Genomic DNA, 12,635 nt, shown 5'->3' with positions numbered 1-12,635 from the left:
GAAAAAACGATTAGTGATAAGTAAAAACTATCACAGCGTGAAGCAGTTCACATATTTTAATGATGACAGGAAAAGATATGAACGCACTGGCGCAGTACATTCAGACATTAGCTCCACAACTGAGCGCATGGCGTCGCGATTTCCACCATTTCGCGGAATCCGGTTGGGTGGAGTTTCGAACAGCCGCGAAAGTCGCGGAGATCCTCGACTCGCTGGGCTACGAACTGGCGATGGGGCGCGACGTGGTCGATGCCGAAAGCCGTATGGGACTGCCCGATGACGCCACCCTTTCACGAGAGTTTGCCCGCGCCCGGGCGCAGGGTGCGCCGGAGAAATGGCTGGCGCCGTTTGAGGGCGGGTTCACCGGCATTGTCGCGACCCTGAATACCGGCCGCCCCGGCCCGACGCTGGCGTTTCGGGTAGACATGGATGCACTTGATTTAAGCGAAGCGCTTGACGAAAGTCATCGCCCCTTCCGCGACGGTTTTGCCTCCTGCAATGCGGGAATGATGCATGCTTGCGCGCACGACGGCCATACCACCATTGGTCTGGGGCTGGCGCAGGTGCTTAAGCAGCATGAAGCGCAGCTCAACGGCACCATCAAGCTAATTTTCCAGCCTGCCGAAGAAGGCACCCGCGGCGCGCGGGCTATGGTCGCCGCAGGCGCGCTGGACGGCGTGGACTACTTTACCGCCATTCATATTGGGACCGGCGTTCCGGAAGGGACGGTGATCTGCGGCAGCGATAACTTCATGGCGACCACCAAATTTGACGTGCGCTTTACCGGGGTCGCCGCACACGCTGGCGGTAAACCAGAAGAGGGCCGTAACGCCCTGCTCGCGGCTGCCCAGGCCGCCATCGCGCTGCATGGCATCGCGCCACACAGCGAAGGCGCGTCCCGGGTTAACGTCGGGGTCATGCAGGCGGGCAGCGGACGCAACGTGGTTCCGGCTGATGCGTTACTTAAGGTTGAAACCCGCGGCGAAAGCGAGGCCATTAATCAGTATGTCTTCGATCGCGCGCAGGCGGTAATTACCGGCGCGGCGGCGCTCTACGGCGTAACAGCCGGGATAAACCTGATGGGGGCGGCGACCTCCAGCGCCCCTTCCCCGGCCTGGGTCGATTATCTGCGCGAACAGGCAAGCCAGGTGCCCGGCGTGACTCATGCCATTGATAAGGTCAAAGCGCCAGCAGGCTCCGAAGACGCCACGCTAATGATGGCCCGCGTTCAGCAGAACGGCGGCATGGCGTCGTATATGGTCTTCGGCACGGAACTGAGCGCCGGACATCACAACGAAAAATTCGATTTTGATGAGCAGGTGATGAACGTTGCCATCGAAACGCTGGCGCGAACTGCGCTTAATTTCCCGTGGACGCGAGGTGTGTAATGCAGGAGAACTACGCTTTTATCGCCGATGCCATCGACACGCGATGTCAGACGTTTACCGATATTGCCGACGACATCTGGGATCATCCCGAAACGCGCTTCGAAGAGTTCTGGTCCGCCGAACGGCTCGCCAGCGCGCTGGAAGCCGAGGGCTTTACCCTGACGCGGGAAGCCGGAGGCATTCCCAATGCCTTTATTGCCAGCTACGGTAGCGGCAAGCCCGTTATCGCCCTTCTGGGCGAATACGATGCCCTGGCCGGGCTAAGCCAGCAGGCGCACTGCGCGACGGCGCAATCCGCCACCCCGGGGGCGAACGGCCACGGCTGCGGGCATAACCTGTTAGGCACTGCTGCCTTCGCCGGTGCGGTGGCGGTGAAAAGCTGGCTGGAGCAGCACGGCGGCAGCGGAACGGTACGATTTTACGGCTGTCCCGGCGAGGAAGGCGGCTCCGGTAAAACCTTTATGGTGCGTGAAGGTCTGTTTGACGACGTGGACGCTGCCGTGACATGGCACCCGGAAGCCTTTGCCGGGATGTTTAACGTCAGCACGCTGGCCAATATTCAGGCCGCCTGGCGGTTTAAGGGGATCGCCGCTCATGCCGCAAACTCCCCACATCTGGGGCGCAGCGCGCTGGATGCCGTGACGCTGATGACCACCGGTACAAATTTCCTCAACGAACACATCATTGAAAAAGCGCGCGTTCATTACGCCATCACCGATACCGGCGGGATTTCGCCCAACGTGGTACAGGCCCAGGCCGAGGTGCTGTACCTGATCCGCGCCCCGGAGATGGCCGATGCGCAGCAGATCTACGCGCGCATCGAGAAAATCGCCCAGGGTGCGGCGATGATGACCGAAACCACCGTCGAGTGCCGCTTTGATAAAGCCTGCTCCAGCTATCTGCCGAACCGTACGCTCGAAGCGGCGATGTACCGCGCATTGCAGCATTATGGCACGCCGGCCTGGACGGAAGAGGAACGCGAATTTGCCCGTGAAATCCGCGCCACGCTCACGGCAAACGACCTGCAAAACAGCCTGAAAAACATTGCCGCAACGGGGGGCGAAGAGGGAAAAGCGTTTGCCCGACGCCATCAGGAGACGCTGCTGGTGGATGAAGTTGCCCCTTACGCCATCACCGATAACGTGCTGGCAGGCTCCACCGATGTGGGGGATGTCAGCTGGAAGATGCCTGTCGCACAGTGCTTTAGCCCCTGTTTTACCGTCGGCACCCCACTGCATACCTGGCAATTAGTGGCGCAGGGGCGTACCTCAATTGCCCATAAGGGCATGTTGCTGGCCGGAAAAGTGATGGGCGCGACCGCGCTGCATCTGCTTCAGGATGCCGACCTGTTGCGAAAATGCCGGGAAGAGTTCGAACAACACATAACAGAAAAACCGTACGAGTGTCCGATCCCGCAGGGCGTGACACCGTCACCTTTAAAATAAAAAAACACAACACAACACAACAACAGTCCCGAGGAACGCCCATGAGTATGTCTTCCATACCTTCGCATTCCCCATCCGGTAAGCTCTATGGCTGGGTTGAAAGGATCGGCAATAAAGTGCCGCACCCTTTCCTGCTTTTTATCTATTTAATTGTCATCCTGATGGTCGCGACGGCCGTGCTGTCCGCCTTTGAGGTGAGCGTGCGCAGCCCGGCCGACGGCAGTATGGTAGCAGTGAAAAACCTGCTCAGCGTTGAAGGGTTGCACTGGTTTTTGCCGAACGTGATTAAAAACTTCAGCGGTTTTGCGCCGCTGGGCGCCATCCTGGCGCTGGTGTTAGGCGCGGGACTGGCCGAACGCGTGGGTCTGCTGCCCGCGCTGATGGTGAAAATGGCCTCGCACGTCAGCGCGCGTTATGCCAGCTATATGGTGCTGTTTATTGCCTTCTTCAGCCATATCTCGTCCGACGCGGCGCTGGTGATCATGCCGCCGATGGGGGCGCTGATTTTCCTCGCCGTTGGCCGTCATCCTGTTGCGGGTCTGCTGTCGGCGATTGCGGGCGTCGGCTGTGGGTTTACCGCTAACCTGCTTATCGTGACCACCGATGTGCTGCTCTCCGGCATCAGTACGGAGGCAGCCAGCACCATCGATGCGACTATGCACGTCAGCGTGATCGACAACTGGTACTTTATGGCCAGTTCGGTGATTGTCCTGACGATTGTCGGGGGGCTGATTACCGATAAGATCATTGAGCCGCGCCTGGGTAAATGGGAAGGCCGGAGCGATGAAAAGCTGGAGACGCTGAGCAAAGAGCAGCAGTTCGGCCTGCGCGTAGCCGGGATCGTCTCGCTGGCGTTCATTGCGGTGGTGGCGCTGATGGTGGTGCCGGAGAATGGCGTGCTGCGCGATCCGATCAAACACACCGTACTGCCCTCGCCGTTTATTCAGGGCATTGTGCCGCTGATAATTCTCTTCTTCTTCGTCGTTTCGCTCGCGTACGGCATTGCCACCGGCAAAATCCGCCGTCAGGGAGATCTGCCGCACCTGATGATCGAGCCGATGAAGGAGATGGCGGGTTTTATCGTGATGGTGTTCCCGCTGGCGCAGTTTGTCGCCATGTTTAACTGGAGCAACATGGGCAAGTTTATGGCCGTGAGCCTGACGGACGCGCTGGAGGCGGCGGGGTTGAGCGGTGTTCCGGCGTTTGTCGGCCTGGCGCTGCTGTCGTCCCTGCTGTGCATGTTTATTGCCAGCGGGTCGGCCATCTGGTCAATTCTGGCGCCCATCTTTGTCCCCATGTTTATGATGCTCGGCTTCCATCCGGCGTTCGCCCAGATCCTGTTCCGTGTCGCCGATTCCTCGGTGATCCCGCTGGCGCCCGTGTCACCCTTCGTTCCGCTGTTTTTAGGCTTCCTGCAACGCTACAGACCGGAGGCTAAGCTGGGTACCTATTATTCGCTGGTTCTGCCCTATCCGCTTATCTTCTTAGGGGTATGGCTGGTGATGCTGGTGGCGTGGTATCTTGTCGGCCTGCCGATTGGACCGGGTGTTTACCCGAGGCTGAACTAAGGAGTACTGATGCTGAGATTACTCGAAGATAAGATTGCGACGCCGCTGGGGCCGCTGTGGGTTATCGCGGATGAAGCGTTCAATCTGCGCGCGGTTGAATGGGAAGAGCACAGCGACCGGATGGTTGAGCTGCTCAACATCCATTATCGCGCCGAGGGTTACGAGCGTATTACTGCCCGTAATCCTGGCGGGCTGAGCGATAAACTGACGGCCTACTTCGAGGGCGATCTCAGCATTATTAATACCCTGCCAACCGCCACGGCGGGCACCCCTTTCCAGCGCGAGGTGTGGCAGGCGCTGCGTAATATTCCCTGCGGGCAGGTGATGCACTACGGTCAGTTGGCAGAACAGCTTGGCCGTGCCGGCGCGGCGCGCGCGGTCGGTGCGGCAAATGGCTCTAACCCCGTCAGCATTGTGGTGCCTTGCCATCGCGTGATCGGGCGCAACGGCACCCTCACCGGCTATGCCGGGGGCGTACAGCGCAAAGAGTGGCTGCTGCGTCACGAAGGGTATTTTCTGCTGTAATTCCCAGGCTTTTTGTGCTTAATTTTCTTCCTGTTAGGTTCATAATCCTTAATCATTCTGTGGAATTTCAAGGAGATGGCAACACGCTGCCGTCTCTTGTCTTTATTGGGGGTTTGCCAGACTTACGTCCTTACCAAAAAGATGTTAAAATTGACCAATATCAATTAAGGCTTGAGCAAACCTATGATCCCGGAAAAGCGAATTATACGACGCATTCAGTCTGGCGGTTGTGCTATCCATTGCCAGGATTGCAGCATCAGCCAGCTCTGTATCCCGTTTACTCTGAATGAGCACGAACTCGATCAGCTTGACAATATCATCGAGCGCAAAAAGCCTATTCAGAAAGGGCAGACGCTGTTTAAGGCGGGAGACGAACTGAAATCGCTCTATGCTATCCGTTCTGGCACCATCAAAAGCTACACCATTACCGAACAGGGCGACGAGCAGATCACCGGCTTCCATCTGGCAGGCGATTTAGTCGGCTTTGACGCCATCGGCAGTGGCCATCACCCGAGCTTTGCTCAGGCGCTGGAAACCTCTATGGTCTGCGAAATCCCGTTTGAGACGCTGGACGATCTGTCCGGTAAGATGCCGAACCTGCGTCAGCAGATGATGCGTCTGATGAGCGGTGAGATTAAAGGCGATCAGGATATGATCCTGCTGCTTTCCAAAAAGAATGCCGAAGAGCGTCTGGCCGCCTTTATCTATAACCTCTCCCGCCGTTTCGCGGAGCGTGGCTTCTCCCCGCGTGAATTCCGTCTGACCATGACGCGCGGTGATATTGGCAACTATCTGGGCCTGACCGTGGAAACCATCAGCCGTCTGCTGGGTCGCTTCCAGAAGAGCGGAATGCTGGCGGTTAAAGGAAAGTACATCACCATCGAAAACGGTGAAGCGCTGGCCATTCTGGCGGGTCACTCACGTAACGTGGCATAACTCTCCCGGATATCTTATGCCAGGTCGATAAATTTTCATGATTATTGATCTGGCAAAAACTTCCCCCCTGTTTCATTCAAGATATATAGGTTACTCTTTTACTTACAGACTGTGGTGACAGTAGTAAGGAGACCTGTATGGCAAAGTATCAAAACATGCTGGTGGCTATCGATCCTAATCAGGACGATCAGCCGGCATTACGACGTGCTGTGTATTTACATCAACGGATTGGTGGCAAAATTAAAGCCTTTTTGCCGATTTATGACTTCTCATACGAGATGACCACCCTTCTGTCGCCTGACGAGCGCACCGCTATGCGTCAGGGAGTGATCAGCCAGCGTACCGCGTGGATCCGCGAGCAGGCGAAATATTACCTGGAAGCGGGCGTACCGATTGATATCAAAGTGGTCTGGCACAACCGACCTTTCGAAGCCATTATTCAGGAAGTGGTGGCCGGTGGGCATGACCTGCTGCTGAAAATGGCGCACCAGCATGACAAACTGGAATCCGTGATTTTCACTCCAACCGACTGGCACCTGCTGCGCAAATGCCCTTGTCCGGTATGGATGGTGAAAGATCAGCCATGGCCTGAGGGCGGGAAAGCCGTCGTAGCGGTGAATCTGGCCAGCGAAGAGGATTATCACAATTCGCTGAACGAGAAGCTGGTGAAGGAAACCATCCAGCTTGCCGACCAGGTTAACCACACCGAAGTCCATCTGGTGGGTGCCTATCCGGTTACGCCAATCAATATCGCCATCGAGCTGCCTGAATTTGACCCGAGCGTGTATAACGACGCGATTCGCGGTCAGCATCTGCTGGCCATGAAAGCGCTGCGCCAGAAATTCAGTATCGATGAGAATATGACGCACGTAGAAAAAGGGTTACCGGAAGAGGTTATTCCGGATCTGGCGGAGCATTTGCAGGCCGGGATTGTGGTGCTGGGCACCATTGGCCGGACCGGTATTTCTGCCGCGTTCCTGGGAAATACCGCCGAGCAGGTGATCGACCATCTGCGCTGCGACCTTCTGGTCATCAAACCGGATCAGTATCAAACGCCGGTTGAACTGGACGATGAGGAAGACGATTGACCCCCAAAATAAAAGCCCGCCGGTAACGGCGGGCTTTTTTTTTACGCTTCGCTCAACCGCTGCGTCGGTGCCTCGTCGCCGGCATTCATCCAGGGCGCGTGCAGAACCATGCTCGGCAGCGCCAGCTTGATCTCCTGCTGGTTCAGCCCCTCCAGAATACGGATATTGATCTCCTGCTGAATATCCATGTACTTGTTGTAGTCCGCCGTATTAACGATATGGACCACCTCGAAGGTCAGGCGATCGCGATCGAAGCCCAGGAAATGGGCGCGGTCAAACTTCGTTTCCCCGACGTCGGTAATGATCTGTTTGACCATATCACCCACTGAACGCAGTTTATCCGGCGCCGTGTCGCTGGCAACCCCGAAGGTAAAGACGATCCGGCGCGTTTGCATCCGTTTGTAGTTATGCAGCGTCTGTTGCAGCAGAATGGCGTTCCCGCAGACAATCTGCTCCCCGCTCAGGCTGCGGATACGGGTGGTTTTCAGGCCAATGTGCTCTACTGTCCCTGCGACATCGTTAAACACCACAAAATCGCCAATTTCGAACGGCTTATCAAAACCGATGGAAAGCGATGCAAACACGTCGCTCAGGATCGTTTGCACCGCGAGGGCGATAGCAATACCCCCTACCCCAAGGCTGGCAACCAGAGCAGTGATGTTGACGCCCGCGTTAGCAAGAATAGACAGCAGCATCACTGACCAGACTATGGCACGGAGGATAAGCCCCGTGATCACCAGCGTCACCGGGTTTTTATGGCTTCCCGGCGCCAGCATGACGTGACGAAGCCACGACACCACCCCCTGATCCATCCACAGCGCCACCTGGATAGCGAAGACCAGGAACCAGGCGTGGCTCACGGTACCAAAGAGATGATCCGGTAAGTCGACGAAACGCAGGCTGAACAACAGCGCCACGACAAAAAGCAGGAAGCGGCTGGTGCGGTTAAGCATATCCGTCAGGATAAAACGCATCCGGTTGGTGGTGGGGTGCTTGTCGCCCCAGGTAGTGATCCCTTTCTTAACGAAGGCGATCAGACGCGTCAGCAGCCAGTACACCAGCAGAGTCACAAAAACCACCGTGGCGACGCCGATCCAGAAAGATGGCGTCATCATCAGCTCGATGATGTCGAAGCGGGACAAAAATCGCATTACACCTCCTCGTATTACACAAAGGGTAAAGTATAGACAGAGGAGAAAAGCTGGCCGCAGAAATAAGAAAACCGCCCCAGGGGGCGGTTTGTCAGGATGAAGCGCAATTACAGCGCTTTCAGGATCGCATCCACGCTGGCCTTGGCGTCGCCAAACAGCATGTGGGTGTTATCTTTAAAGAACAGCGGGTTCTGCACGCCAGCATAGCCGGTGTTCATAGAGCGTTTGAAGACAATGACGTTCTGCGCCTTCCACACTTCGAGAACAGGCATACCCGCAATCGGACTACGCGGGTCGTCCTGCGCCGCCGGGTTAACGGTGTCGTTCGCGCCAATCACCAGCACGGTGTCGGTGTCGGCGAAATCATCGTTGATCTCGTCCATTTCCAGCACAATGTCGTAAGGCACCTTCGCTTCCGCCAGCAGCACGTTCATGTGGCCTGGCAGACGCCCCGCCACCGGGTGAATACCAAAGCGAACCTTGATGCCGCGCGCGCGGAGTTTCTCGGTGATTTCCGCCACCGGGTACTGCGCCTGCGCCACCGCCATGCCATAGCCTGGGGTGATGATGACGGAATGCGAGTTTTTCAGCATCTCTGCGGTGTCTTCCGCGCTGATTTCACGGTGTTCACCCACTTCCTCATCAGAACCGGTTGATGAGCCGTCAGAACCGAAGCCACCCGCGATGACGCTGATAAACGAACGGTTCATCGCCTTACACATGATGTAAGACAGGATCGCACCGGAAGAACCGACCAGCGCACCGGTGACAATCAGCAGGTCGTTGCTCAGCATAAAGCCTGCCGCCGCAGCCGCCCAACCGGAGTAGGAGTTCAGCATGGAAACCACCACCGGCATATCTGCCCCGCCGATAGACGCCACCAGATGCCAGCCGAAGGCCAGCGCGATGATGGTCATCACCAGTAACGCCAGCACCTGCAAGCCTACGCTTTCGGTACGTACGAAGACCACCAGCAGCACAAAGGAAACGACCAGCGCCGCCAGGTTCAGCTTGTGGCGGTTAGGCAGCATCAGCGGTTTGGAAGAAATCTTCCCGCGCAGCTTGCCGAACGCCACAATCGACCCGGTGAAGGTCACCGCACCGATGAAGATGCCGAGGAACACTTCGGTCAGGTGGATGTTCACCAGAATCGGCTCCAGGCCCGGTTCGTGGTACAGGTAGCTGTTGAAGCCCACCAGCACCGCCGCCAGACCCACGAAGCTGTGCAGAATGGCAACCAGCTCCGGCATCTCGGTCATTTCAACGCGTTTCGCCAGACGAATACCAATCGCGCCGCCGATGATCATCGCCACCAGGATCCACGCCACGTTGCCGGTGTCCGGCCCAAAGATGGTGGCAATCAGCGCAATCGCCATCCCGGCGATACCAAAGTTATTTCCCTGCTGAGACGTTTCGTGTTTGGAAAGCCCCGCCAGACTGAAAATAAACAGGATTGCAGCAACAATGTATGCGGCTGTAACTAATCCTCCAGACATATGCTACCCCTTAGCCTTTACGAAACATTTTCAGCATGCGCTGAGTCACGGTGAAACCACCGAAAATATTGATACTGGCGATCAGCACCGCAATGAAGCTCAGGAAGCTGATCCAGCCGCCATGACCAATTTGCAGCAATGCCCCGACCACGATAATCCCGGAGATGGCATTGGTGACCGACATCAGCGGGGTATGCAGCGCATGAGAAACGTTCCACACGACGTAGTAACCCACCACGCAGGAGAGCGCGAAGACGGTGAAGTGGCCAAGGAACTCTTTTGGCGCGACATCCGCCAGCCAGCCAAACAGGATAATAACCAGCGCCATGATGGCGTATTTGCGCCACGGCGACGCAGGTTTTGCGGGCTCCGCGGGCTCTGGCGCCGCTTTCGGCGCAGCCTGAGGTTGAGCGGAAACCTGAATCGGCGGTGCAGGCCAGGTGATTTCCCCTTCACGCACCACGGTAACGCCACGCACCACCACATCATCAAAATCAACGGTAATGTTGCCGTCTTTCTCTTTGCAGAGCAGCTTCAGCAGGTTAACGAGGTTCGTGCCGTACAGCTGAGAGGACTGGGTTGGCAGACGCCCTGGCAGGTCGGTATAACCGATCACCTTCACGCCGTTCGCGGTCGTCGTGACCTGGTTTGGCACGGTATACTCACAGTTACCGCCGTTTTGCGCCGCCAGATCGACAATAACGCTGCCCGGCTGCATGGAATCCACCATCTCACGGGTGATCAGCTTCGGCGCCGGTTTACCCGGAATAAGCGCGGTGGTGACAATGATGTCCACCTCTTTTGCCTGCGCCGCAAAGAGCGCCATTTCCGCCTTAATAAAGGCTTCAGACATGACCTTCGCGTAACCATCACCGCTGCCCGCTTCTTCCTTGAAGTCCAGCTCAAGGAATTCGGCGCCCATACTCTGCACCTGCTCCTTCACTTCCGGCCGGGTATCAAACGCGCGAACAATAGCGCCCAGGCTATTTGCGGCCCCGATAGCGGCAAGACCTGCCACACCGGCACCAATCACCATCACCTTCGCGGGTGGTACTTTACCTGCCGCCGTAATCTGACCGGTAAAGAAGCGACCAAACTCATGCGCAGCTTCGACAATGGCGCGATAGCCGGCAATGTTCGCCATGGAGCTCAGCGCATCCAGAGACTGCGCGCGCGATATACGCGGCACGGAGTCCATCGCCATCACGGTGACACCGCGTGCTGCCAGCTTCTCCATCAGCTCCGGGTTTTGGGCTGGCCAGACAAAGCTCACAAGCGTCGTGCCCGCGTTCAGCAGTTCAATTTCACTCTCTTCCGGTGCGTTGACCTTCAGAATGATGGGTGATTGCCAGACCTCAGCACCGTCCACTACGTCCGCGCCAGCCTGAGTAAAGGCCTCGTCATCGAAACTCGCCAGTTTGCCCGCGCCGCTTTCAATCGCGACGGTAAAACCCAGTTTAAGCAGTTGCTCCACCGTTTTTGGTGTTGCCGCTACGCGGGTTTCATTGGCTAACCGTTCTTTTGGTACCCCAATACGCATAGTTTTCCCTTCCATCGGTTTTTGATGATGGTTTGTCGATAATTGCCCACGGTTTGTATCAATTTTCACCATCGAGATATCGACGGAGAATGATTAACCCCGGAAAATAAAACAGTAACAAACTTTCTATAACCTACTGAAAATAGCGCCCGTGATCTACCGCCAGAAAACACTATTTCTTACTTTATCTGTGAAAAATAAGCGATCGGGGTCACTGACAGAGATATTTACCTTAAATTCGCCTTCAGGACCGATAAATCGCGCAAGCGAAGCGGTAAAAACATGATATAGCGCCATAAAAGAACAACTCATTAACATTAAATTAACTTGTAAAAGTCATATGCTTAATCAGTTTTGCTTGTGAAACGCCTGTTTTTTCCACATATCACAAAATGTTATCGAATCAGGTCCTTTGGTGAGCACAGGCTGTGAAAAATGCCGCAGACAGCGACGGGTGTTAAATGCCATAATCGGGACCGTCTCAAATTAACAACAACACCAGTACATGGTTTGCGCAAGGCGAAGGATTATTTTTATGAAGCTTAAGAACACACTCCTGGCGTCCGCACTTCTTTCCGCGACCGCCCTGTCTGCGAATGCCGCGACAGAGTTGACGCCGGAGCAAGCGGCAGCGTTAAAACCTTTTGACCATACGGTCATTGTGGGTCGCTATAACTCTATTGGCGATGCCGTCGCCGCCGCATCAAAAGCCGCCGATAAAAACGGCGCTGCCTCGTTTTACGTTGTTGACCAGTCCGATCAGGGCAACAGCGGCAACCAGCGCGTGACGATTGCGCTGTACAAAGAGAATGCCCCAAAAGCAGATGAACAGAAAAACCGCGTGATTAACGGCATTGTTGAACTGCCGAAAGATCAGGCTGTTCAGCTGGAACCGTATGACACCGTGACCGTTCAGGGCTTCTACCGCAGCCAGCCTGAAGTTAACGATGCCATCACCAAAGCCGCGAGAGAAAAAGGCGCTTACGCGTTCTATATCGTGCGTCAGGTTGATGCCAACCAGGGCGGAAACCAGCGCATCACCGCCTTCATCTATAAGCAAGATGCGAAAAAACGCGTAGTACAAAGCCCGGATGCCATTCCAGCGGATTCAGATGCGGGACGTGCCGCGTTAGCGAAAGGCGGTGAAGAAGCGAAGAAAGTGGAAATTCCGGGCGTTGCAACCTCGGCGGCACCAAGCGCTGAAGTGGGTCGTTTCTTTGAAACCCAATCCACCAAAGGCGGTCGTTATACCGTTACGTTACCAGACGGCACGAAAATTGAAGAGCTGAACAAAGCCACTGCCGCGCAGATGGTTCCGTTCGACAGCATCAAGTTTACGGGCAACTATGGCAACATGACGGAAATCTCCTATCAGGTGGCGAAGCGTGCTGCGAAGAAAGGCGCGAAGTATTACCACATCACCCGCCAGTGGCAGGAACGTGGTAACAACCTGACCATCAGCGCCGATCTGTACAAGTAACAAAACGGTTTCATAAAG

Annotated in this window: 10 protein-coding genes; 7 read left to right on the top strand and 3 right to left on the bottom strand. The window is 56.0% G+C overall.

Going from position 1 to position 12,635, the window contains the following annotated elements:
• The first annotated feature begins 77 nt into the window (after window positions 1-77).
• From RS584_RS09605 to uspE, 6 genes are all read left to right on the top strand, one after another.
• Window positions 78-1,388: a M20 family metallo-hydrolase gene (locus tag RS584_RS09605; protein ID WP_096205761.1), complete on the top strand. Its 1,311-nt coding sequence runs from the start codon at window positions 78-80 to the stop codon at window positions 1,386-1,388.
• Complete coding sequence (locus tag RS584_RS09600) at window positions 1,388-2,833, top strand: M20 family metallopeptidase (protein WP_032653378.1); 1,446 nt, start codon at window positions 1,388-1,390, stop codon at window positions 2,831-2,833. The genes RS584_RS09605 and RS584_RS09600 overlap by 1 nt, the downstream gene beginning before the upstream one ends.
• 41 nt (window positions 2,834-2,874) lie before the next feature.
• Window positions 2,875-4,401 carry a p-aminobenzoyl-glutamate transporter gene (abgT, locus tag RS584_RS09595; RefSeq protein WP_022651040.1) on the top strand — a complete coding sequence of 509 codons (1,527 nt, stop codon included), beginning with the start codon at window positions 2,875-2,877 and terminating at the stop codon, window positions 4,399-4,401.
• Between the two features lie 9 nt (window positions 4,402-4,410).
• A complete protein-coding gene (gene ogt / locus RS584_RS09590; RefSeq protein WP_015570643.1) occupies window positions 4,411-4,926 on the top strand; it encodes a methylated-DNA--[protein]-cysteine S-methyltransferase in 516 nt (171 codons plus the stop codon).
• Between the two features lie 183 nt (window positions 4,927-5,109).
• A complete protein-coding gene (gene fnr, locus RS584_RS09585) occupies window positions 5,110-5,862 on the top strand; it encodes a fumarate/nitrate reduction transcriptional regulator Fnr (RefSeq protein ID WP_000611906.1) in 753 nt (250 codons plus the stop codon).
• Window positions 5,863-5,999: 137 nt separating this feature from the next.
• Window positions 6,000-6,950, top strand: coding sequence for a universal stress protein UspE (uspE, locus tag RS584_RS09580; protein WP_006808916.1), 951 nt, complete (start codon window positions 6,000-6,002; stop codon window positions 6,948-6,950).
• A gap of 41 nt (window positions 6,951-6,991) precedes the next feature.
• Here uspE and RS584_RS09575 read toward each other — a convergent pair whose 3' ends face one another.
• The 3 genes from RS584_RS09575 to pntA form a co-directional block, all read right to left on the bottom strand.
• A complete protein-coding gene (locus RS584_RS09575) occupies window positions 6,992-8,101 on the bottom strand; it encodes a mechanosensitive ion channel family protein (protein WP_017694101.1) in 1,110 nt (369 codons plus the stop codon).
• Window positions 8,102-8,208: 107 nt separating this feature from the next.
• The gene (gene pntB / locus RS584_RS09570) at window positions 8,209-9,597 is read right to left on the bottom strand and encodes a Re/Si-specific NAD(P)(+) transhydrogenase subunit beta (RefSeq protein WP_003857541.1); all 1,389 of its coding nucleotides are present in this window, start codon (window positions 9,595-9,597) and stop codon (window positions 8,209-8,211) included.
• Between the two features lie 10 nt (window positions 9,598-9,607).
• Window positions 9,608-11,137 carry a Re/Si-specific NAD(P)(+) transhydrogenase subunit alpha gene (gene pntA, locus RS584_RS09565; RefSeq protein WP_017384575.1) on the bottom strand — a complete coding sequence of 510 codons (1,530 nt, stop codon included), beginning with the start codon at window positions 11,135-11,137 and terminating at the stop codon, window positions 9,608-9,610.
• Window positions 11,138-11,672: 535 nt separating this feature from the next.
• On the opposite strand from pntA, the gene ydgH reads away from it, so the two are divergent.
• The gene (gene ydgH / locus RS584_RS09560) at window positions 11,673-12,617 is read left to right on the top strand and encodes a DUF1471 family protein YdgH (RefSeq protein ID WP_000769339.1); all 945 of its coding nucleotides are present in this window, start codon (window positions 11,673-11,675) and stop codon (window positions 12,615-12,617) included.
• Window positions 12,618-12,635 lie beyond the last annotated feature (18 nt).

The sequence above is a fragment of the Enterobacter sp. DTU_2021_1002640_1_SI_PRY_ASU_LCPMC_013 genome (assembly GCF_032389435.1).
Lineage (GTDB): Bacteria > Pseudomonadota > Gammaproteobacteria > Enterobacterales > Enterobacteriaceae > Enterobacter > Enterobacter hormaechei_C.
Note: the sequence above shows the minus strand (reverse complement) of the source record. Positions and strands in the feature narration are given on the sequence as shown.